General features: G+C 64.2%; 16 protein-coding genes and 2 pseudogenes. 9 read left to right on the top strand and 9 right to left on the bottom strand.

The window, feature by feature from the left end:
* The first annotated feature begins 49 nt into the window (after window positions 1-49).
* A complete protein-coding gene (locus tag JKP78_RS22585) occupies window positions 50-2,110 on the top strand; it encodes a TonB-dependent receptor family protein (RefSeq protein ID WP_186686797.1) in 2,061 nt (686 codons plus the stop codon).
* 161 nt (window positions 2,111-2,271) lie between these two features.
* Here JKP78_RS22585 and JKP78_RS22580 read toward each other — a convergent pair whose 3' ends face one another.
* Window positions 2,272-2,832, bottom strand: a complete 561-nt coding sequence (locus tag JKP78_RS22580; protein WP_186686795.1) for an NADPH-dependent FMN reductase — start codon at window positions 2,830-2,832, stop codon at window positions 2,272-2,274.
* Between the two features lie 156 nt (window positions 2,833-2,988).
* Here JKP78_RS22580 and JKP78_RS22575 point away from each other — a divergent pair, with 156 nt between their 5' ends.
* Window positions 2,989-3,207, top strand: a complete 219-nt coding sequence (locus tag JKP78_RS22575) for a hypothetical protein (RefSeq protein WP_186674756.1) — start codon at window positions 2,989-2,991, stop codon at window positions 3,205-3,207.
* Here the strand turns inward: JKP78_RS22575 and JKP78_RS22570 are convergent.
* The 4 genes from JKP78_RS22570 to JKP78_RS22555 form a co-directional block, all read right to left on the bottom strand.
* Entirely contained in the window at window positions 3,191-5,440 is a 2,250-nt protein-coding gene (locus JKP78_RS22570; RefSeq protein ID WP_200627680.1) for an Orn/Lys/Arg decarboxylase N-terminal domain-containing protein, read from the bottom strand. The genes JKP78_RS22575 and JKP78_RS22570 overlap by 17 nt on opposite strands.
* Window positions 5,441-5,627: 187 nt before the next feature.
* Complete coding sequence (gene dnaQ / locus JKP78_RS22565) at window positions 5,628-6,386, bottom strand: DNA polymerase III subunit epsilon (protein WP_200627679.1); 759 nt, start codon at window positions 6,384-6,386, stop codon at window positions 5,628-5,630.
* A 51-nt stretch (window positions 6,387-6,437) separates the two neighbouring features.
* Window positions 6,438-6,884, bottom strand: a complete 447-nt coding sequence (gene rnhA, locus JKP78_RS22560; protein ID WP_186686789.1) for a ribonuclease HI — start codon at window positions 6,882-6,884, stop codon at window positions 6,438-6,440.
* A 13-nt stretch (window positions 6,885-6,897) separates the two neighbouring features.
* Window positions 6,898-7,671 carry a class I SAM-dependent methyltransferase gene (locus JKP78_RS22555; RefSeq protein WP_186686785.1) on the bottom strand — a complete coding sequence of 258 codons (774 nt, stop codon included), beginning with the start codon at window positions 7,669-7,671 and terminating at the stop codon, window positions 6,898-6,900.
* Window positions 7,672-7,756: 85 nt separating this feature from the next.
* On the opposite strand from JKP78_RS22555, the gene gloB reads away from it, so the two are divergent.
* From gloB to JKP78_RS22520, 7 genes are all read left to right on the top strand, one after another.
* Window positions 7,757-8,536 carry a hydroxyacylglutathione hydrolase gene (gloB, locus tag JKP78_RS22550; RefSeq protein WP_186686782.1) on the top strand — a complete coding sequence of 260 codons (780 nt, stop codon included), beginning with the start codon at window positions 7,757-7,759 and terminating at the stop codon, window positions 8,534-8,536.
* Window positions 8,537-8,636: 100 nt separating this feature from the next.
* The gene (locus JKP78_RS22545; RefSeq protein WP_186686768.1) at window positions 8,637-10,067 is read left to right on the top strand and encodes a lytic transglycosylase domain-containing protein; all 1,431 of its coding nucleotides are present in this window, start codon (window positions 8,637-8,639) and stop codon (window positions 10,065-10,067) included.
* 332 nt (window positions 10,068-10,399) lie between these two features.
* Complete coding sequence (locus JKP78_RS22540; RefSeq protein WP_200627678.1) at window positions 10,400-12,229, top strand: extracellular solute-binding protein; 1,830 nt, start codon at window positions 10,400-10,402, stop codon at window positions 12,227-12,229.
* Window positions 12,226-14,061, top strand: coding sequence for an extracellular solute-binding protein (locus tag JKP78_RS22535; RefSeq protein WP_186688146.1), 1,836 nt, complete (start codon window positions 12,226-12,228; stop codon window positions 14,059-14,061). Before JKP78_RS22540 ends, JKP78_RS22535 begins: the two co-directional genes overlap by 4 nt.
* A gap of 1 nt (window position 14,062) precedes the next feature.
* Entirely contained in the window at window positions 14,063-15,136 is a 1,074-nt protein-coding gene (locus JKP78_RS22530; protein WP_186688148.1) for a microcin C ABC transporter permease YejB, read from the top strand.
* Window position 15,137: 1 nt separating this feature from the next.
* Window positions 15,138-16,157, top strand: coding sequence for an ABC transporter permease (locus JKP78_RS22525; RefSeq protein ID WP_200627677.1), 1,020 nt, complete (start codon window positions 15,138-15,140; stop codon window positions 16,155-16,157).
* A 1-nt stretch (window position 16,158) separates the two neighbouring features.
* On the top strand, window positions 16,159-17,766 hold the full coding sequence (locus JKP78_RS22520; RefSeq protein ID WP_200627675.1) for an ABC transporter ATP-binding protein: 1,608 nt from the start codon (window positions 16,159-16,161) through the stop codon (window positions 17,764-17,766).
* A gap of 100 nt (window positions 17,767-17,866) precedes the next feature.
* On the opposite strand, the gene JKP78_RS22515 is transcribed toward JKP78_RS22520, so the two are convergent.
* The 4 genes and pseudogenes from JKP78_RS22515 to JKP78_RS22505 form a co-directional block, all read right to left on the bottom strand.
* Entirely contained in the window at window positions 17,867-20,056 is a 2,190-nt protein-coding gene (locus tag JKP78_RS22515) for a TonB-dependent receptor (protein ID WP_186688156.1), read from the bottom strand.
* An 88-nt stretch (window positions 20,057-20,144) separates the two neighbouring features.
* Window positions 20,145-20,582: pseudogene (locus JKP78_RS25545) on the bottom strand (methyl-accepting chemotaxis protein); the annotation flags it as partial.
* 99 nt (window positions 20,583-20,681) lie between these two features.
* Window positions 20,682-21,161, bottom strand: a pseudogene (locus JKP78_RS25540) (PAS domain-containing protein); the annotation flags it as partial.
* A gap of 125 nt (window positions 21,162-21,286) precedes the next feature.
* Window positions 21,287-23,068 carry a bifunctional diguanylate cyclase/phosphodiesterase gene (locus JKP78_RS22505; RefSeq protein ID WP_200627673.1) on the bottom strand — a complete coding sequence of 594 codons (1,782 nt, stop codon included), beginning with the start codon at window positions 23,066-23,068 and terminating at the stop codon, window positions 21,287-21,289.
* Window positions 23,069-23,221 lie beyond the last annotated feature (153 nt).

The following is a 23,221-nucleotide window of genomic DNA, read 5'->3' as shown; positions in this document are numbered from 1 at the left end:
CGCTCGTCTCAACGCCGTTGTCATTTGCCCTGTCACCTGGAGTCGTACCATGCGTTGCGTTTTGCCCCTATCGTCCTGCCTCGGCCTGCTGGCTGCCTTGGCTGCCAACCAGCCTGCTGCAGCCTCCTCGGTCGAACTGGACCAGGTGCTGATCACCGACGAAGAGCAGAATGACCTGAGCGCAGCCAGCGAACGCCTGCGCGAGGTGCCAGGGGCCAGTAACCTGGTGGACATGCAGCGTGCCGGACAGGGCCGGCTCGCCAGCAACCAGGACGTGCTGGCCTACCAGCCGGGGGTATTCGCCCAGTCGGCGGGCAACGATGGCATCAAGTTGTCGATCCGCGGCTCGGGCATCAACCGCGCCCCAGGGGCCCATGGCTCCGGGGTGTACACGATGTTCGACGGCCTGCCCCTGACCGGCCCGGGCGGTACCCCCTACGAACTGTTCGAGCCGCTGTGGCTGAGCCGTGCCGAAGTGCTGCGCGGCGCCAATGGCTTCGACCATGGCGCGCTGGCCCTGGGCGGAGCGCTCAACTACATCACCCACAGCGGCTACGACGCCGCGCCGCTGCAGGTGCGCTACGAAGTCGGCAGCCGTGGCTACCAGCACCGCCAGGTCAGCTCGGGCCAGGTAGTGGGCAATCTCGACTATTACCTGGCCTTGACCGATTCCGAATATGACGGCTACCAGGCGCACAGCAGCGGCAGTGCGAAGGGCGTTGCCGCCAACTTTGGCTACCGTTTCAACCCTGACCTGGAAACCCGCTTCTACCTGCGCTACCGGGAAACCGAGAACCAACTGCCCGGGCGCCTGACCAAGGAGCAGATCAAGCATCACCCGCGCGCTGCCAACCCGAACTACCTGGCCCGCGATGACAGCCGCCCCCAGCCGGGCAGCACCTGGCTGGGCAACAAGACCACCTTCTACCTCGACGACGATGCACGCCTGGAAGCCGGCCTGGTCTACCATGACTACCCGATGGACCTGCGCGAAGGCCCGATGCGCCTGAAGGTGGCCTACACCGATGTCAGCGGCACCCTGAACTACTTCCGCCGCGACACGCTGTTCGGCCATGACAGCAAGACCACCGTCGGCTGGCGCACCACCAAGCACCTGCCCAACAGTGGCGCTTCGCAGTTCGCGCGCACTGGCGATATGTTCGGTGCACGCAGCCGAGACTTCACCTACCAGGGTTCGGACACCGTGGTGCATTTCGGCAACGACCTGGAGCTGGTCCCGGACCTGTGGCTGACCAGCGGCCTGGCGATGATCTACACCCGCCGCGAAAGCGCGGTCACCTACCCTGCCGAGGGCGGCAAGGTGAGCATGCATGACTGGGACTATGCACCTCGCCTGGGGCTGCGCTATGACATCCGCCCGGACTTGCAGGTGTACGGCAACCTGAGCCGCTCGGTCGAACCGCCACATCCCTGGTCGCTGATCTGGAGTGCGCCAACCGCCTACCAGCCGATCGAAATGCAGAACCAGACCGCCACCACCCTGGAACTGGGTGCGCGCGGCGATGCGGCAATAGGCCATTGGGACTTGGTCTGGTACTACGCGCAGGTCCGCCATGAACTGCTCGCCGTGGAAATCATGCAAGGCGCCCCGGCCAAGGAATTCAACGCCAGCGCCACCGTGCACCAGGGGCTGGAAGCCGGCCTCGACAGCACGCTGTGGGAACGCGCCGGGACTGGCAGGCTCAGCTTGCGCCAGGCCTACACGTTCAGTGACTTCCACTACCGCGACGACGACCAGTTCGGCGACAACCGCCTGCCCGGCATCCCGATGCACTACTACCAGGCCGAGCTGCGCTATGACTGGCCAAGTGGCTTCTACGCGGGGGTGAATACGCAAATGGCGTCGAAGGTGCAGGTGGACTACGCCAACAGCTTCCACGCCGACGCCTATGCCTTGCTCGGCACGCGCCTTGGCTGGAATTCACCGAAACAGGACTGGCAGACCTGGCTAGACCTGCGCAACCTGACCAACCAGCGCTATGCGGCAACGGTCACACCCGGCTACAACGATGCAGGCAAGGACGTTGCCCGCTCGACACCGGGTGAAGGGTTTGCAGTATATGCCGGGGTTTCCTACAGCTTCCGCTGAACCGCCGTTGTAGGAGCGGCCTTGCGTCGCGAAAGGGCTGCGCAGCAGCCCCGGCAATTCACGTTACGATGCTGAAATTGTGGGGCTGCTGCGCAGCCCGTTCGCGACGCAAGGCCGCTCCTACAGCGGTCGTGCGCTCAGCGCTGATGGCTGAAGGCAGGTCAAACCGCCCTGTTCAACTTCACCCACGAAGCAAACTTGTCGATGAAACCCTGCAGGAATGGCCGAGTCTTGTCGTTGAGCTTGCCGGCATCATCGAACAGGCTCGCCGCCCCACCAATGTAGGCCTCGGGCATCTGCATACAAGGCATGTCCAGGAAAACCAGCGACTGGCGCACGGCATGGTTGGCGCCAAAGCCACCAATGGCCCCCGGCGACACACTGACCACCGCCGTCGGTTTGCCACTCCAGGCACTTTGCCCGTAGGGCCGCGAGCCGACATCGATGGCGTTCTTCAGGCAGCCCGGCACCGAACGGTTGTATTCCGGGGTGACGAACAGCACCGCATCGCTGCGGCGGATCTCATCGCGAAAACGCTTCCACGATGGCGGTGTCGCATCGGCCTCGACATCCTCGTTGTACAACGGCAAGTCACCGATCTCGACGATCTTCAGCGCCAGGCTGGACGGCGCCAGCTCCGAGAGCGCGCGGGCAACCTTGCGGTTGTAGGAGTCCTTGCGCAAGCTACCGACGACGACTGCTACCGAATACACCTGGGTCATGGCAATTCCAACCTTTGCTGGGTAAAGGGACGTTGTAGTTATAGATGACCGTCGTTCGCCACTTTGGTTTTTTTTCCGCAGGACGAAAACTTCCAACGCGGTTCCACGGTCTATCCGTTCAGACATTCCCTACGCAATTCAGAGGTTTTCACCCAAATGGCAGCAGTAATGGTCGGCCAATTCCACGCCCGTGACGCCGAAGGCCGCATCTACCCCGTGCACGAGTTCCAGGAGTCGACCCTGCAAGTGGACGGCAGCACGCTGGGCGCGCCCATCACCACCTACCGCCTGGCCATCGGTGACAAGGTCAACCACCTGGGTGAAAACCGCTTCGAACTGGCCCGCAGCGGCGTCGAGATCATTCGCATTCCTTGATGCAGTCCACCGTGTAGCAGCCACTGTCGTTCTGCAGGCCGTGCACGTCGGCGACAAAGCCGGGGAAGCCCTGGTTGAACGCCCGGGCAAAGGCCAGGTAGTCGAGTATCGAGCGGGTCGCTTCGGTGAACCGTTCCCCTGGCATGATCAAGGGAATGCCCGGCGGGTAGGGCACCAGCATCACCGCCGCCACCCGCCCCGACAGCGCCTCGATCGGTACCGCCTCCACCTCGCCGCGCACCATCAGGTCATAGGCCCTGGCCGGGCTCACGGCCACTTCCGGCAAGCGGGTGAACAGCCGCTTCAGTTGCTTGGCCGTGGCATTGGCGCGGTAGCAGCCATGCAACTGGTCGCACAGCTCGCGCAAGCCCATGCCCTGGTAGCGGGACGCATCGGCAGCCATTACGCTGGGCAGGCAGTCGTTTAGTGGTGTATTGCCGTCATAGTGGCGTTTGAACTCCAGCAACTCGGTGAGCAATGTGCTCCACTTGCCCTTGGTAATGCCCATGGAGAACAGCACCAGGAAGCTGTACAAGCCGGTTTTTTCCACCACCAGCCCGCGCTCCCAGAGAAACTTGCTGACCACCGCCGCCGGGATGCCATGTTCGCCCAGCGCACCGCCAGCACTCAGGCCAGGCATTACCAGCGTCACTTTCAGCGGGTCGAGCAGCACATAGTCATCGGTCACTTCGGCAAACCCATGCCACTCCGCGCCCGGCTGCAGTAGCCAGTCCTGCGCGGCCAGGTGGTGGATGCCTTCGGCGCCCGGCGGCTGCCAGATGCTGAACCACCAGTCGTCTGCGGCAATGTGCTCGCGCAGGTTGGCCAGGGCGCGGCGAAAGCTCAGGGCCTCGTCGAACATCTCCTGCAACAGCGAATGCCCGGCCGGGCCCTCCATCATGCTCGAGGCGACATCCAGCGAGGCAAGGATGCTGTACTGCGGCGAGGTGGAAATGTGCATCATGAACGCTTCGTTGAAGCGGTCACGGTCCAGCTGGCGCCTGGCGCCGTCCTGCACGTGAATCATCGAGGCCTGGCTGAACGCGGCCAGCAGCTTGTGGGTGGAATGGGTGCTGAACACCAGCGGGCTGTCTGCGCCGCAGGCCGTGCCCATGGCATAGCGCCCGGTGAAGAAGCCGTGGAACGCCGCGTAGGCGAACCAGGCCTCGTCGAAGTGCAGCACCTCGACACTGGCACCCAGGGTCTGCTTGATCAGCCCGGCGTGATAGCACAGGCCGTCGTAGGTGGAGTTGGTCACCACCGCCAGCTTGATGCGCTGCCCGCGTTCGCGTGCAAGCGGGTTGGCCTGTATCTTCGCCTGGATCGACGCCGAGCTGAATTCACTGAGCGGGATCGGCCCGATGATGCCCAGTTCGTTGCGCTCGGGGCACAGGTACAGCGGGATCGCGCCAGTCATGATGATCGCATGCACCACCGACTTGTGGCAGTTGCGGTCCACCAGTACCAGGTCGTCACGGCCGACCATGGCGTGCCAGACGATCTTGTTGGCGGTGGAGGTGCCATTGATGACGAAGAACGTGTGATCGGCACCGAAGTTGCGCGCCGCCCTGGCCTCGGCTGCGGCCAGGGGGCCGGTGTGGTCGAGCAGCGAGCCCAGTTCGGGCACCGAAACCGACAGGTCCGAGCGCAGGGTGTTTTCCCCGAAGAACTGGTGGAAGACCTGGCCCACCGGGCTTTTACGGTAGGCCACGCCACCGCCGTGGCCCGGCGTGTGCCAGGAATAGTTGGATTGCGCGGTATGCTGCACCAGGGCCTTGAAGAACGGCGGCAGCAAGCCATCGAGGTAGCTGTGCGCCGCACGCGCTACCTGGCGCGCGAGAAACGGCACCGTGTCTTCGAACAGGTAGAGAATGCCGCGCAGCTGGTTGAGTTCGCTCATGGCTTCGGCGGGGGCATTTTCCAGGGTGACCTGTTCGCCGAGGGCGAAGATCGGCAGGTTGGGCGCCCGCAGGCGAGCCAGGCGGATCAGCTCGGCCATGTTCTGCAGCAGGTGGGTATTTTCGGCGACGCCTTCGGCGGCGATCAGCATGCAGGCCAGGCCGTGGTGGGTGGTGACCACCAGGCGCGCTTCAGCGTGGTCGGCAGCCTTGATGACGGTAAAGCCGTCCTGGCTCAGCTCCTCGGCGATACCACGCACACGCTCGCCGGCGACGCTGTCGGCCTTGATGGCACGATGGACGATGAGGATGGGGAACTTGAGGTCCTTGTACATCAGGTGGCTACCTCCGAAGGACGTGGCGTCCCAATGAGGTTAGCTGTAGGAGCGGCCTTGTGTCGCGAAGGGGCGCAACGCGGCCCCAACAGTTTTTGCATTCAAACCGAAAGCCCGGGGCCGCTTTGCGGCCCTTTCGCGACACAAGGCCGCTCCTACAGCGACCGCATCGCCCACCAGCAGGCTATCAACCGGCTGGCGTCTCGGTTAGAACCTGCCACATCGAGGGCCCACCGGCCGACTTGGCAATCGCTGCCAGGCGCTCGGCATGCGCTTCCAGCTCCTCGGCAGTGGCCATGATCACCGGCCCGGGCGTACGCCCGACAATCCGGCGGATCTCGCTGCCGCCAGCCGCCTGCCCGTCACCGTCGGCGTCAGCGCCGTGGCCCGCCAGCGACAGGCTGGTCTGGCCACCGGTCATCGCCAGGTAGACGTCAGCCAGCAGTTCCGAGTCGAGCAGTGCGCCGTGCAGCTCACGGCCCGAGTTGTCGATATCGTAGCGTTTGCACAGGGCATCGAGGCTGTTGCGCTGCCCCGGGTGGCGCGCGCGTGCCAGCAGCAGGGTGTCCAGCACGGTGCAGTGCTGCGAAATGTCCGCGCGCTCGTGCTGGCCCAGCAGGGCGAACTCGTTGTTGATGAAGCCAACGTCGAACGCCGCGTTGTGGATGACCAGCGTGGCGCCCTGGATGAATTCGAAGAATTCCTCGGCGACATCGGCGAAGCGTGGCTTGCCGACCAGGAAGGCATCGGTGATGCCGTGGACGTTGATGGCGCCCTCGTCACTCTCGCGGTCCGGCTGCAGGTAGACGTGGAAATGCCGCCCGGTCAGGCGCCGACCGATCACCTCGACACAGCCGATCTCGATGATCCGGTGGCCTTCGCTGACCGGCATACCCGTGGTTTCGGTATCGAGAATGACAAACCGCTTATCTTGCTGCTGCTCCACGCAGGGCGCTCCAACTTGCATCAGTTACAAAGGCGGCGATTGTACCCCAGCTCAGCGCTGCGCGCGCACCTCATCGACCCCGCGGTTGGCCAGCTGGTCGGCGCGTTCGTTGCCGGGGTGGCCGATATGCCCGCGTACCCATTTCCAGGACACCTTGTGGCGGTTGACCTGCTGATCCAACAGCTGCCACAGGTCGGCGTTCTTCACCGGCTCCTTGCTCGCGGTCTTCCAGCCGCGCTTCTTCCAGTTGGCCATCCATTCATTGATGCCCTTCATCACGTACTGTGAGTCAGTGGTCAGCACCACCTCGCATTCGCGCTTGAGCGCCATCAGCCCCTGGATCGCCGCCATCAGTTCCATGCGGTTGTTGGTGGTTTCGCGTTCGCCGCCCCACAGTTCCTTTTCGACGCCCTTGTAGATCATAAGGACTCCCCAGCCGCCCGGGCCAGGGTTGCCCTTGCAGGCACCATCGGTAAACATCTCGACGCTTTCGCTCATGTACTACTCATGTTCAGTGCTTTTCAGTGTCCGGATTGACCGCTGTGCGGTTGACCTTGGCCAGCGGCAGCGGCAGCAGCTTGCCCATCGGTTCGCGACGTTCAGGGCGCAGCGGCCGCAGGCCTACCACCATCTTGCGCGCCACCAGCAGGTAGACGCCGCCACCGGAACCCTGCCAGCCCCCAGCCAGGCGTTCCCAGCCCGCCAGGCGCTGCTGCCAGGCGGCAGAGGCAAGCGGCGGACGATAGCACCCGAAGCGGCGTTTCTCCAGCGCGAAGCCCAGCAGGTTGAGCCAGTCCCCCACCCGCGAAGGCGAGATGCAGCGGGCTTTGCGCAAGGCGCCATGGCTGAACAGGTGGCGCACGCCCCAACTGCTCCACGGGTTGATGCCGACGATCAGCAGGTGCCCGCCAGGGCGCACCGCGCTGGCCGCCTCGCGCAGCAAGCCATGAGGCGACAGGCTGAAATCCAGGCCATGCTGCAGCACCACCACGTCGGCGGCGTGCTCGCTCAGCGGCCAGGCCTGTTCTTCACAGACGATCTCCACCCCTGGCAGCGGCGCGCCCAGGCGCACGTTGCGCTGCACCTGCGGGGCGCTGGGTGGCGGCTCGGCGCATGGCCCATAGTGGACAAGGTAACCGCCGAAGAAGCGCCCGAGCTCTTCTTCCAGCAGTTTTTCCTCCTCCTTGAGCATCAGCTGGCCGAGTGGGCCGTTGAACCACTCACGGGCCAGGCTGATCAGCTTGACCCAGTCCGGGTCGGCCTGGGCAAAGGCTTGGTCGGTCATTGCGCTCTCCCTCGAAGGTTCTCGCACCGCGCCATCGCGGCTAAGATGCCCTCATGTGCCACGCTAGGCGAATCGGATCCGCACCATGATACAGATCGATGCTCTCCCCGCTTTCTCCGACAACTACATCTGGTTGTTACAGGATACTGCCAAACGCCGCTGCGCGGTGGTCGATCCGGGAGATGCCGGCCCAGTGGAAGGCTGGCTGTCGGCGCACCCGGGCTGGGTGCTGAGCGACATCCTCGTCACCCACCATCACAATGACCACGTCGGCGGCGTGGAACGGCTCAAGCAACTGACCGGGGCGCGGGTGTGCGGCCCGGCCCGGGAACGCATTCCCTGCCGTGACCTGGCGCTGGACGACGGCGACCAGGTGGCCGTGCTGGATGTGACCTTCCAGGTACTGGCAGTGCCCGGCCACACCCTCGGCCATATCGCCTACTTCAGCGACCAGCCGGCAACGCCCGTGCTGTTCAGTGGCGACACCCTGTTCGCCGCCGGTTGCGGACGCATGTTCGAGGGTACCGCCGAACAGATGCAGCCGGCCCTGGCTCGGCTGGCGGCGCTCCCCGCGTCCACCGAAGTGTACTGCGCCCACGAATACACCCTGAGCAACCTGCGCTTCGCCCAGGCGGTGGAACCGGGCAACCAGCATGTTCAGCAACGGTTCGCTGACGTTGCCCGCTTGCGCGCCGACAATCGCATCAGCTTGCCATCAACGATCGGCCTGGAACGCCTGACCAACCCCTTCCTGCGCACCTCTGAAACATTAGTTAAACAAAAAGCAGACGAATGGAAGGGACAATCAAACCCCTCGCATGTCGCTGTTTTTGCTGCCTTGAGGTCTTGGAAGGACGGCTTCTGATAACCCCAAGATATATCGCAAGCGAGGCTCAACGGTTGACCCGGCCCGGAGCGGTTTCTAGAATCGCCGAAATTTTTCGCCCGGAAACCTGTGTCAGCCGATGTCTTCACGTAGCCGCAGAACCTCTCATTCCGTCGCCCTGACGCGCCTGGCCCAAATCAGTGCGCTGGCCCTGGCCGCCACCCTAGTGGGCTGCCAGAGCACCCGTCAGCTCGACGAATCCGATAGCGTTCGCGCGCACAACTACCAAGCACGGATCAAGCACAAGCCATCCCCGTTGCAGGTCAAGCCGGCCGAGCAGCCGCCACAGGACGTGTGGGAACGCATGCGCCAGGGCTTTGCCCTGCAGGACAACATCGACGTCAACCCGCGCATCGAACAGCAGCGCCTGTGGTTCGCCAGCAACCCGAGCTTCATCGAAACCGCCGGCGAGCGCGGCAGCCTCTACCTGCACTACATTGTCGAGCGCCTTGAAGAGCGCGACATGCCGCTGGAACTGGCCCTGCTGCCAGCCATCGAAAGCGCCTACAACCCGATGGCCTACTCGCGCGCCCACGCCGCGGGCATGTGGCAGTTCATCCCGTCCACCGGTCGTCATTTCAACCTGCGCCAGACCAACTTCTACGATGGCCGTCGCGACGTGACCGCCTCGACCAACGCCGCGCTGGACTACCTCAGCCGCCTGCACGACATGTTCAACGGTGACTGGCTGCTGGCCCTGGCCGCCTACAACGCCGGCGAAGGCACGGTCAGCCGCGCCATCGAACGCAACGAACGGCTCGGCCTGCCGACCGACTACTGGAACCTGCCGCTGCCCCAGGAAACCCGCGACTACGTGCCCAAGCTGCTGGCCTTGTCGCAGGTGGTGCTGACGCCGGAAGCCTATGGCGTGAACCTCAACCCGATCGCCAACGAACCCTACTTCGAGGCGGTGGCCATCAACGACCGCCTCGACCTGTCGCGTGTGGCCGCCTTCGCCAACATCGACGAAGACGAGCTGATCCAGCTCAACCCGGCGTACAAGAAACGCATGACCGTGGACGGCCCGCAACAACTGCTGGTGCCGACCGCAAAAGCGCAGCTGCTGAGCGACAGCCTGTCCAACCTCAAGCCCGAGCAACTGGTCAGCCTGCAGCCGAACCAGGCCGTGTTCGCCCGTGCCGTGGCCGAAGCCCAGGCACCGGTGGCGGCGCGCAGCTACCGGGTCAAGCGCGGCGACAACCTGGGCAGCATTGCCAAGGCCAACCGCGTTTCGGTCAAGGACATCAAGCGCTGGAACCGGCTCTCCGGCAATAGCGTACGCGCCGGCCAGGTGCTGGCCCTGCGCGGGGGCAATGCGCCAAGCGCGGCTGCCAACCGGGTAGCGGCATCCGGCAAGCGTTCCACCCAATACAAGGTGCGCAAGGGCGACTCGCTGTACCTGGTGGCCAAGCGCTTCAACGTTGAAATGCAACACCTCAAGCGCTGGAACCCGCGTAGCGGTCACGCCCTGAAGCCAGGCCAGACCCTGACCGTCTACCTCTCGCATTGATCCTCGCCTGCAGCATTGACCGGTAGCTGTAGGAGCGGCCTTGTGTCGCGACAGGGCTGCGCAGCAGCCCCAGATCATTGAAGGTGATGCCGATATCGCTGGGGCTGCTGCGCAGCCCTGTCGCGACACAAGGCCGCTCCTACAGCTTGAACTGCGCCCCAATGATGGACAGGTGTTCAAGATCAAGGGCGCAGGTCAGCTACCGCGTCATGCCCGTTAGGCAGAAGCAGGCAAGCTCGCCCACCCCACCTTCAAAACCTCTCTTTTTCCAACCCCACCAAGCTGTTACTGTACCCCGATCAAAGCCCAACGCCTCTGGATCGGATGCCGACTTGATACGTCCCCTCCTGCTTTCACTCAGCCTGGCCTTGAGCTTTCCCGCAGCCGCGATGGTGAGCGAAAGCCACGGATACGCGCAGTTCGGCACGCTCAAGTACCCAGCCACATTCACCCATTTCGACTGGGTCAACCCGCATGCGCCCAAGGGCGGCACCTTGCGGGCGATGGCCTTCGGCACCTTCGACACCCTCAACCCCTACACCTTCAAGGGGTCGAGCCCGATTACCACGCCCAATTTCCAGCAATACGGCATCAGCGAGCTGAACGAGCCGCTGATGGTCGGCACCGGCCAGTACGACCCGTCCGGCGACGAGCCGACCTCCAGCTACGGCCTGATCGCGCGTTCGGTGGAGTACAGCGAGGACCGCAGCTGGGTGGTGTTCAACCTGCGCCCGGAAGCCCGCTGGCACGACGGCAAGCCGATCACCTCGGCAGACGTGGCCTTCAGCTATCGCACGCTGCTCAAGGACGGCCACCCGATCTACCGCACCAACCTGCAGGAAGTGCAGCGGGTGGATATCCTCGGCCCGCTGCGCATCCGCTTCGTGTTCAAGCGCGCCGGCAACCCGCTGCTGATCCTGCGCCTGGGCGAGATGCCGGTACTGCCCAAACACTATTGGCAAACGCGCGACTTCAAGGCCACCACCTTCGAGCCGCCGCTGGGCAGCGGCCCCTACCGCATCACCGAGGTCCAGCCCGGGCGCCGGCTGGTGTTCGAGCGGGTGAAGAACTACTGGGGCAAGGACCTGGCGGTGAACCGTGGCAAGTACAACTTCAACCGCGTCGAATATGAGTTCTATCGCGATGCCACGGTGGCCTTCGAAGCGTTCAAGGCCGGCGAGTTCGACATCTATATCGAGCACCAGGCAAAGAACTGGGCCAACGGTTACAACTTCCCCGCCGTGCGCCGTGGCGAGGTGATCAAGGCGCAGATCCCGCACCGCATCCCGACCCAGACCCAGGGCTTGTTCATGAACAGCCGGCGGGCGACCTTCAGCGACCCACGGGTGCGCCAGGCATTGGGGCTGATGCTCGACTTCGAGTGGACCAACCGCGCGCTGTTCAGCGGCGCCTACCGCCGCTCGACCAGTTACTACCCCAACAGCGATTTCACCGCCAGCGGCCTGCCCACCGGCAAGGAATGGCTGCTGCTGGCACCGTTCCGCGACCAGTTGCCGGCCAGGCTGTTCAGCGAACCGTACAAGGTCAGCCAGACCGATGGCCGCGGCATCGGCCGCCAGACCCTGCGCCAGGCCCTCGGCCTGCTCGCCGAAGCCGGCTGGAAGCTCGATGGCCAGCGCCTGGTCAACAGCAAGGGCCAGCAACTGCGCATGGAGCTGCTGTTGGTCAACCCCAACCTTGAACGCATCCTGCAGCCTTATGTGGAAAACCTGGCCAGCATCGGCATCGATGCACATTTGCGTACCGTCGACCGCGCCCAGTACAAACAGCGCCTGGACCAGTTCGATTTCGACATGATCCTGATGACCCTGAACCAGACCCTGAGCCCTGGCCTTGAACAGTGGCTGTACTTCCACTCCAGCCAGGCCACGACCAAGGGCAGCAAGAACTATGCTGGGGTCCGCGACCCGGTGGTCGACCACCTGCTCGACACCCTGCTCGCCGCCCGCAGCCGCGATGACCAGGTGGCCTCCGCCCGCGCCCTGGACCGCGTGCTGTCATGGCAGTACTACATGATCCCCAACTGGTACCTCGATAATCATCGCCTGGCCTACCGCAACCGGTTCGCTTTTGTCACCACGCCGCCCTACACCCTCGGGCTGAACAGCTGGTGGATCAAGACTTCGGAGAAAGCCCAATGATGCCAACGCACCGCCTGCGCCGGCTGGCCGGCAGCCTGTTGCTTGCCTGCCTGAGCCTTCCCGCCCTGGCCGCACCGCAACACGCACTCACCCTGTACGACGAGCCAGCCAAATACCCGGCCGACTTCAAGCACTTCGACTACGTCAACCCCGACGCGCCCAAGGGCGGCACCTTCCGCCAATCCAGCTTCGGCGGCTTCGACAGCCTCAACCCGTTCATCAACAAGGGCGTGTCGGCCGAGAACATCAGCATCATCTACGACACCCTGATGCGCCAGAGCCAGGATGAGCCGTTCACGGAATACGGCCTGGTGGCCGGCAAGATCGAGAAGGCCCCGGACAACAGCTGGGTGCGTTTCTACCTGCGCCCCGAAGCACGCTTCCACGACGGCCACCCGATGCGCGCCGACGATGTGGTATTCACCTTCAACGCCCTGATCAAGGACGGTGCGCCGCTGTACCGCCAGTATTACTCCGACGTTGCCGAAGTGGTCGCCGAAGACCCGCTGAAGGTGCTGTTCCGCTTCAAGCACCGCAACAACCGCGAGCTGCCGCTTATTCTCGGCCAGCTGCCGGTACTGCCCAAGCACTGGTACGAAACCCGCGAATTCAACCGCGGCAACCTGGAAATCCCGCTGGGCAGCGGCCCGTACAAGGTCGCCGAAGTGAAAGCCGGGCGCTCGATACGCTACGAGCGGGTCAAGGATTACTGGGCCAAGGACCTGCCGATCAACCGCGGCTTCTACAACTTCGATGTGATGACCTTCGATTCCTACCGCGACACCACGGTCGCCCTCGAAGCATTGAAGGCAGGGGCGTTCGACTATGCGCTGGAGGTCAGCGCGAAGAACTGGGCCACCGCGTACGACATACCGGCCGTACGTGACGGCCGCCTGATCAAGGAAGAGCTGCCCAACGGCAATCCCACCGGCATGCAGGGCTTCATCTTCAACATCCGCCGCCCAGTGTTCCAGGATATCCGCGTGCGCCAGGCGCTAAGCCTGCTGCTGGACTACGAGTGGACCAACAAGCAGCTGTTCAACGGCGCCTACACCCGGACCGGCAGCTACTTCGAGAACTCGGAAATGGCTGCCCGCGGCCTGCCCAGCCCCAGCGAGCTGAAAATCCTCGAGCCGCTGCGCGGCAAAGTGCCCGAGCAAGTATTCAGCGAGACCTTCCACAACCCGGTCAGCGACGGTAGCGGCATGATCCGCGAACAGCAGCGCCAGGCCTACAAGCTGCTGCAGGAAGCGGGCTGGAAAATCGTCGATGACAAGATGGTCGACGCCCAGGGCAAGCCGGTGAGCATCGAGTTCCTGCTGGCACAGACCGAGTTCGAGCGCATCCTGCTGCCGTTCAAGCGCAACCTCGCCGACCTCGGTATCGAGCTGAACATCCGCCGGGTCGACGTGTCCCAGTACATCACTCGCCTGCGTTCACGCGACTACGACATGATCGTCGGCGGCTACCCGCAGTCCAACTCGCCGGGCAACGAGCAGCGCGAGTTCTGGTCCAGCGCTGCCGCCGACAACCCCGGCAGCCGCAACTTCATCGGCCTGCGCGACCCGGCCATCGACCAATTGGTGGAACAATTGATCAACGCCGATTCACGCCAGAGCCTGATCGACCACTGCCGCGCCCTCGATCGCGTGTTGCTGTGGGGTTACTACGTGATCCCCAACTGGCACATCAAGACCTGGCGCGTGGCCTACTGGAACCACATCGGCCACCCCAAGGTATCGCCCAAGTACGACATCGGCATCGACACCTGGTGGATCAAGCCCGGCGTGACGCCGGCGGTCAGCGCAACCCCTGCGGACGAGGCCAACTGAGATGCTGGCCTATATCCTGCGCCGCCTGCTGCTGATCATCCCGACCTTGTTCGGCATCCTGATCATCAACTTCATCATCGTCCAGGCCGCCCCCGGCGGCCCGGTCGAGCAGATGATCGCCAAGCTCGAAGGCTTCGAAGGCGCCACCAGCCGGATTGCCGGTGGCGGCGCCGAAGTGTCGGTGGCCGGTTCCAACTACCGCGGCGCCCAAGGCCTGGACCCGGCCTTGGTCGCCGAGATCGAGCGCATGTACGGCTTCGACAAGTCGGCGCCCGAACGCCTGTGGATCATGATCAAGAACTACGCCCGCCTGGACTTCGGCGACAGCTTCTTCCGCGATGCCAAGGTCATCGACCTGATCATCGAGAAAATGCCGGTGTCGATTTCGCTGGGGCTGTGGAGCACGCTGATCATGTACCTGGTGTCGATCCCGCTGGGTATCGCCAAGGCCGTACGCCACGGTAGCCACTTCGACGTGTGGACCAGTTCGGCGATCATCGTCGGCTATGCCATCCCGGCGTTCCTCTTTGCCATTCTGCTGATCGTGCTGTTCGCCGGCGGCAGCTACTTCGACTGGTTCCCGTTGCGCGGCCTCACCTCCAACAACTTCGACGAGCTGAGCACCACCGGCAAAGTGCTGGACTACTTCTGGCACCTGGTCCTGCCAATCACCGCGCTGGTCATCGGCAACTTCGCCACCATGACCTTGCTGACCAAGAACAGCTTCCTCGACGAGATCAACAAGCAGTACGTGGTCACCGCCAAGGCCAAGGGCCTGAGCCGACCGCGCGTGCTGTACGGCCACGTGTTCCGCAACGCCATGCTGCTGGTGATCGCCGGGTTCCCTTCGGCATTCATCGGTATCTTCTTCACCGGCTCGTTGTTGATCGAGGTGATCTTCAGCCTCGACGGCCTGGGCCTGATGAGTTTCGAGGCGGCCATCAACCGCGACTACCCGGTGGTCTTCGGCACCCTGTTCATCTTCACCCTGCTGGGGTTGGTGGTGAAACTGATCGGCGACCTGACCTATACCCTGGTCGATCCACGCATCGACTTCGCCAGCCGGGAGCACTGACATGGCCTTGTCCCCCCTCAACCGTCGGCGCTTCGAGCGCTTCAAGGCCAACCGCCGTGGCTGGTGGTCGCTGTGGCTGTTCCTGATCCTGTTCGGCCTGAGCCTGGGCGCCGAGCTGATCGCCAACGACAAGCCGATTGCCGTGCGCCACGACGGCGCCTGGTACTTCCCGGCGTTCAAGCGCTACCCGGAAACCACCTTCGGCGGCGAATTCCCGCTGGAGGCCAACTACAAGAGCCCGTACATCCGCGACCTGCTGGCGAAGAAGGACAGCTGGGTGCTGTGGGCGCCGATCCCGTTCAGCTACCAGAGCATCAACTACGACCTGCGTGTACCGGCCCCGGCGCCGCCGTCGGCGGACAACTGGCTGGGCACCGATGACCAGGGCCGCGACGTGCTGGCACGGGTGATCTACGGCTTCCGTATTTCGGTGCTGTTCGCCCTGACCCTGACCCTGCTCAGTTCCATCGTTGGCGTGATCGCCGGGGCCCTGCAGGGCTTCTATGGTGGCTGGGTCGACCTGGCCGGGCAGCGCTTTTTGGAAGTCTGGTCCGGCCTGCCGGTGCTGTACCTGCTGATTATCCTGGCCAGTTTCGTGCAGCCGAATTTCTGGTGGCTGCTGGGCATCATGCTGCTGTTTTCATGGATGAGCCTGGTGGACGTGGTACGCGCCGAATTCCTCCGCGGGCGCAACCTGGAATACGTGCGCGCCGCCCGTGCCCTGGGCATGCGCAATGGCGCGATCATGTACCGGCACATCCTGCCCAATGCCATGATCTCGACCATGACCTTCATGCCGTTCATCCTCACCGGCGCCATCGGCACCCTCACCGCGCTGGACTTCCTCGGTTTCGGCCTGCCGCCTGGCGCACCGTCGCTGGGCGAGCTGGTTGCCCAGGGCAAGTCCAACCTGCAGGCGCCATGGCTGGGCATCAGCGCCTTCGCCGTGCTGGCGCTGATGCTGAGCCTGCTGGTGTTCATCGGCGAATCCGCCCGCGATGCCTTCGACCCGAGGAAGTGACATGAGTGAACAGAACCTGATCGAAGTGCGCGACCTGGCGGTGGAGTTCGTCACCGGGGAGCAGGTCAACCGCGTGGTGGATGGCATCAGCTTCGATATCCGCAAGGGCGAGACGCTGGCCCTGGTCGGCGAAAGCGGCTCGGGCAAGTCGGTGACCGCGCACTCGATCCTGCGCCTGCTGCCCTACCCCCTCGCCCGGCACCCCAGCGGCAGCATCCGCTTCGAGGGCAAGGACCTCCTGCAGCAGAACGAGAAGAGCCTGCAACGCATCCGCGGCAACCGCATTGCGATGATCTTTCAGGAGCCGATGACCTCGCTGAACCCGTTGCACTGCATCGAGAAGCAGATCAACGAGATTCTGCTGCTGCACAAGGGCTTGACCGGCAAGGAAGCGACGGCACGTACGCTGGAGCTGCTGGACATGGTCGGCATCCCCGAGCCACGCAAGCGCCTGAAGGCCCTGCCCCACGAGCTATCGGGCGGGCAGCGCCAGCGGGTGATGATCGCCATGGCGCTGGCCAACGAACCCGACCTGCTGATTGCCGACGAACCGACCACGGCGCTGGATGTAACCGTGCAGTTGAAGATCCTCGACCTGCTCAAGGAGCTCCAGGCGCGCCTGGGCATGGCCCTGCTGCTGATCAGCCACGACCTCAACCTGGTGCGGCGCATCGCCCACCGGGTGTGCGTGATGCAACGCGGACAGATCGTCGAGCAGGCTGAATGCAGCCGATTGTTCAGCGCCCCGCAGCACCACTACACGCAGATGCTGATCAATGCCGAGCCCAGCGGGCTGCCGGCCCACAACCCGGTAGGCGCGCCCTTGCTGGAGGTGGATGACCTCAAGGTGTGGTTCCCGATCAAGAAAGGCTTGCTGCGGCGTACGGTTGATCATGTGAAGGCCGTGGACGGGGTCAACTTCAGCCTGCCGCAGGGGCAGACGCTGGGGATTGTCGGCGAGTCCGGCTCGGGCAAGTCGACGCTGGGCCTGGCGATCCTGCGGCTGATTGCCAGCCAGGGCGGGATTCGCTTCCACGGGCAACAGCTCGAATGCCTCAACCAGAAGGCAGTACGGCCATTACGGCGGGAAATGCAGGTGGTGTTCCAGGACCCGTTCGGCAGCCTGAGCCCACGCATGTGCGTGGCGGATATCGTCGGTGAAGGGCTGCGTATTCACCGCATCGGCACAGCGCAGGAGCAGGAAGCAGCGATTATTGCCGCGCTGGAGGAAGTCGGGCTGGACCCGCGCACCCGGCATCGCTACCCGCATGAGTTTTCCGGTGGGCAGCGCCAGCGCATTGCCATTGCCCGGGCCCTGGTATTGAAGCCGGCGCTGATCCTGCTGGATGAACCGACATCGGCGCTGGACCGTACGGTGCAGCGGCAGGTGGTGGAACTGCTGCGCAACCTGCAGCAGAAATACAACCTGACCTACCTGTTCATCAGCCATGACCTGGCGGTGGTCAAGGCGCTGAGCCACCAGTTGATGGTGATCAAGCATGGCCAGGTGGTGGAGCAAGGGGACGCGCAGGCGATCTTCCACGCGCCGCAGCATCCGTATACCCGGCAGTTGCTGGAGGCGGCGTTTCTGGAGGTGGAGGCGTCGTAGCCAGCCACCGCCAGGGCGGGCCCCTTTGCGGCTAGACCGGCGAAGGGGCCGGCACTGGCACGCCACGAGCTTCTGTGAAGCCAGCGCCCCGGTCGGCTACTCAGAAATCGATAGTGCCCGAGAACTTCACCAGCCGCGGATCGCCCTGGGTCAGGTAGCCGCCATTGGCCGAAGCCCAGTAATTCTTGTCGGTCAGGTTTTCCACGTTGACCCGCAAGGTCAGGTCTTTCTCCGCCACTTTCAGCGTGTAGCGACCACCGATGTCGAAACGGTTCCAGGTCGGCAGGCTGACGTTGTTCGCCGCATCGACGAACTGCCCACCGGTACGTAGCATCCGCGCATTCAGCGCCAGCCCCGGCACACCCGGCACGTCCCAGTCGACACTGGCATTGAGCTGGAAGGTCGGCACACCGATGGCGTGGTTGCCGTCATTGCTGCCGTTGGCGGTGTTCTTCTGCTCCGAGCTCATGCGGGTACCACCGGCCATCAGGCGCAGGCCTTCGACGGGCTCGCCGAACAGGCTCAATTCCAGGCCTTTGTTGACCTGTTCGCCGTCGCGGATGAAGACATTGTTCAAGGTGTAGCCGTCCGACGGCTTCTCGATGCGGAACACGGCCAGGTTCGCGCCAAAGGTCTGCCGGTCAAGCTTGATACCGGCTTCAAGCTGCTTGGTCCGCCCGGGGGGGAACATCTCGCTGGCGTTGGAGACGTTGGCAGGCGCCGTTGGCCCCTGGGCGAGACCTTCGATACGGTTGGCGTACAGCGAGACGCTGTCGCTGGCTTTGAACACGACGCCGTATACCGGCGTGGTGATCGACTTGTCGTAGGGGTCGCCACTGCGGCTGCCGTCCGTACTCGGCCGGCCAGGCGTGACAGGACCGCTGCCGTCGTAGGAATAGCTTTGCATACGCAGCTGCTGGCGGCGCACGCCGTAGGTCAGCAACAGGCGGTCGTCGAACAGGCCAACCGTGTCGGAAATCGCCAGGCTGCGGGTGCGGGTCTTGGCGGTTACCCCCGGGTCGCCCATGTCACCGCCCCAGCGGGTGACCTTCGCAGGCTTGGCTTGCTGCACGGTGTCGTAGATGTTGCTGCTGATCGGCGCATAGAAGGTGTAGGCGTTTTCCGCCTGGGCCCACAGGGTGTTCGCCCCCACGGCGATCTGGTGGCTGATTGCTCCGGTCTGCAAACGGCCATTGAGGCCGGCACTGAAGCTGCTGTTGTCTTCCCCATGGACAATATCGGAAGGGGTAATCGTCGCCGCGCCGCTGTTGCCGACCAGCACCGGGGTACCATAGGTGCCGTGTTCGCGGGTATGCCGTGCCCCGCCGGCCAGGTAGGCCGTCCAGCTGTCGTTCAGGTCCCATTCGCCGCGCGCCATGCCAAAGGTGTCTTCCGACTCGCTGTAGCTCCAGGCCTGGCCATAGTTGTGGCTGGCATCCGGCGCGGTCGGCAGGCGGGTGGTGGTGCCACCCAGGCGCACCGAATTGCGCAGGTGGTTGATGCGCTGCTTCTGGTAGCCGATGTCGGTCGACAGGCGGAAGGTGTCACCGCGGTAGTCCAGGCCCGCGGTAAACAGCTTGGTGCGCTGGTCCTGGTCGTCGACCGCCGTTTCGCCTTCGCGCTGGCTGAGGTTCAGCCGCGCCCCGAAGCGGTTGTTTTCACCAAAGCGCTGGCCGATATCCAGGTGCTCGCCCATGCGGCCATCAGCGCTGATGTCCTGGGTGTAGCGGCGTGTCGGCAGGTCTTCGGCGCGCTTGGGCCGCAGGTTGACGTTGCCGCCCAGGCCGGTGCCGGTCGGGCTGACACCATTGAGAAAAGCGTTCGGCCCCTTGAACACTTCGACCCGTTCCACGCCATCGGTGGACATCACCTGGCGCGGCAGGATGCCGTACAGGCCGTTGAAGGAAATGTCATCGCCCGCCAGCGGCAGTCCCCTGATCACGAACACCTTGGACTGGTTGCCAAAGCCGTACGACTCGCGCACCGAAGGGTCGTTGGCCAGCACGTCGCCGATGTCTTCGGCCTGCTGGTCCTCGATGACCTTGGCGGTGTAGCTGGTCATGGTGAAGGGCACATCCATGTAGTCCTGATCGCCCAGCACCCCCATCTGCCCGCCACGGGCAACCTGGCCACCGGCGAACGCCTCGGGTATTGCGCCTGGCCGCACCTTGAGGGCGTCGGCATTGATGTCGATAGCCTCCAGCTGGATCGGTTCGCCAGCGTGGGCCAGCAGCGGGACGAAACAGCAGAACGCCAGCAGAGCTGGGCGTGACAGTGGCGGCGAAGGCATGACGGATATCCGGAGCAAGATTAATGAGCTTGCTAATGCTAATGCTTCGCAAACACATATGGCAAATGCGACCGCCCTGCCGCTCTGTCTAGCCCAGGTCTTCGCTTACCCGCTCCACCGCATCCACCACCTTGCGCGCCCCGGCCTGGATGGCGCTGATGGCAGTACCGGCCTGGAGCGCCAACTGCAATGCGCTGGCCGCCTCCATCCGGCTGCGCTCGACCTCGCTGACTGCCTGGCTGGCCAGGACCTGGTTACGTGCGACCACGGCATCGATCTCGGCGGTGGCCGTGCTGGTGCGCGCCGCCAGCTTGCGTACCTCATCGGCCACCACTGCAAAGCCTCGGCCCTGCTCGCCGGCACGTGCCGCCTCGATGGCCGCGTTGAGTGCCAGCAGGTTGGTCTGCGCGGCAATCCCGCCAATGGTCTGCACGATGGCGCTGATGCTGGTCGATTGCTCGCCCAGCGCACTGATGGTGACCCCCGCAGCCTGCATCTGGCGAGCCACGTCCTGCATGGTCTGCTCCATGGCGTGCATCACCGCCACGCCTTCGCTGGCACCGGCGTCGGTGCTGCGGGAAACGTCCAGCGCCACCTGCGCGGCACGCTTGACCTCCGCCTCACGCCGCACCTGGTCAGTCACCACCGAGGCGAACTTGACCACCTTCACCAGGCGCCCCCGGGCGTCACTGACCGGGTTGTAGCTGGCTTCCAGCCAGACCTCACGGCCTTGCCGGTCCAGGCGGCAGAAGCGACCCGCCACATAACGCCCGGTATTGAGCGTCTGCCAGAACACGGCGTAGTCAGGGCTGCTGGCCTGCGCGGCGCTGCAGAACATCTGGTGATGCCTGCCCACCACCTGTTCGAGCCGATAGCCCATGGCCTCGAGAAACATCGGGTTGGCATCCAGCACAGTGCCATCGAGCCCGAACTGGATCACCGCCGTCGAACGCAGCAACGCGTCAAGCAGCGCCTGGCCCTGCTGGGCCGGGCTCGGCAGCCACTGCGCCAGCAGCTGGCCAACGGCACTGTCGGGCTCTGCGCCCAGGGCGGCAGCGCACGCCGGGTTGAGTTCCAGCACGCGGCCCTGGGCATCCAGCCTCATGAAAGGTCCCTGTTCGATCTGGGCCAGACGCTGGCGAAGGCTCAGTATTTGCGCATCGCGCTCGGCGAGCGCGGCTTTGAGGTGCCGATTGAACATGGAAGTACCTGCGTAATGACAAGATGTGATCAGGCCAACGGGCCCGCCAACCGGGTGCGGCAGTACCACTGCCGGAACACCTCGACCGGCATTGGCCTGGCGATGTGGTAGCCCTGCGCCTCGGCACAGCCCCAATCCTTGGCCTGGGCAAGCTGCTCGGCCGTTTCGATACCCTCGGCGGCCACCTGATAACCCAAGCTGCTGGCCAGGCTGACGACCGACTGCACCAGCAAGGCCTCCTTGCCACCACGCGCGGACCGCTGCACAAGGCTTCTGTCCAGTTTGACCAGCGAGGCCGGAAGGCGAGTGAGGTAGGCCCAGTTGCTGTAACCGGTACCGAAGTCGTCGATGGCGACAGCAATGCCGGCCTGGCCGGCGCGTTGCAATTGCTGGTGCACCTCTTCGGGCTGCTCCATCAGCACACTTTCGGTGAACTCCAGCTGTACGCGGCCCGGCGCGACCGCCTGGCGTTGCAGTTCGGCCAGCAAGGTGTCCATGAACGTCGCGCTTTCCAGGTCTCGCGCGGTGACGTTGAAGCTGACGCTGAAATCCAGGCCGCGGGTGCACTGCAGGATGCGCAGCACGGCACGCATTACCCAGAGGCTGAGGTTGGCCATCAGCGCGGTTTGTTCTGCCAGCGGGATGAACTCGCCGGGCGAAACGTCACCCAGCAGCGGGTGGCGCCAGCGCAACAAGGCCTCGGCAGAGCGACACTCGCCGCTGGGCAGCTCGACCCGCGGCTGCAGGTGCAGGCTCAGTTCATCCTCGCTGTGCAACGCCTGCGCCAGCGATGTGAGCAACATGAACGCACGACGTTGGGCCGCGTCCACCTCGGTCTGGTACCAGGCATGCCGCCCCGCACTGCGCCGTGCCGTGTCGGCAGCGGCCACGGCGCGGCGCAGCCACTCCAGGCTGTTGCGCTCATCCTCCAGCGGGGTGATGGGCGCGATGCCGATGCCTGCGTCGAGCAGCACGGGTATCTGGTGACACTGGGCTGGCGCCTGGAGCGCCTGGAGGATGCGCTGGCAAAGCGGCAGGACAGCAGCGGCATCCTCGAGCAGCACGGCGAACCGGGTGGGGCTGATCTTGTACAACGACAAGCCGCTTTGCAGCTGGCTGGCGATGCGCGACTTGGCCTGCAAGGTCAAGTCATGGGCAAAGTTGTACCCCAGCCCGCGAATCAGCTCGCTCAGCGCCTCTGCCGACATGATGTCGACGGCCAGCAGTGTCATCGACTGGCCGCGATCCAGCCCCGCGCCGACGTCACACTCGAGCTTCAGGCGGTTGAACAGCCCTGTGGCCTGGTCGTGGAAGTTGTTGCGGCGCATGCCGGCGATGATCTGCATGGCCATGTCGGCGAAGGCCAGCAGCATCCCGCGCTGAGCGTCGTCCAGCGGTGCGCGCGGTGCGGTGTCGATGATGCAGAAACTGCCAATCGCCACCCGCTGCTCGACCCGTAGCGGCGCACCGCAGTAGTAGCGAATGCCCGGTTCACCGGTCACCAGCGGGTTGTCCGCGAAGCGCGGGTCGGCAGCAGCGTCGAGTATCTCCAGCGGCTGCGCCTGCAAGATGGTGTGGGCACAGAACGATACGTCCCTGGCCGTGCCCGGTGTCTGCAGGCCAGCACGGGCGGTGAACCATTGCTGACATTCACCGACAATCGAAACCAGGCAGATGGGTACGGAAAAGTAATGCCGGGCCAGCTCTACCAGCGCACGCAATTCACTGCTCTGCTCCTGATGCTGCACGCACCATTCGGCAACTGTGGCCAGGCGCTCGTGCTCGTTGCTCGGAACGGGCGCAACCTTCATGTCGTTTCACCTGTCCCACAGGGGGAGCCAAGAAAGTAATAGCACTACGCTACACCCAATATGTGTACAAGACAAAGTAATTGTACAAGTTTTGTATAGGTTTAGTGACCGCCGGCGATGGGGGTCATTGTGCAGTCATCAGAAAAATTGACG

It is taken from the genome of Pseudomonas sp. LAM2023 (genome assembly GCF_016620375.1).
Taxonomy (GTDB): Bacteria; Pseudomonadota; Gammaproteobacteria; order Pseudomonadales; family Pseudomonadaceae; genus Aquipseudomonas; species Aquipseudomonas anuradhapurensis.
Note: the sequence above shows the minus strand (reverse complement) of the source record. Positions and strands in the feature narration are given on the sequence as shown.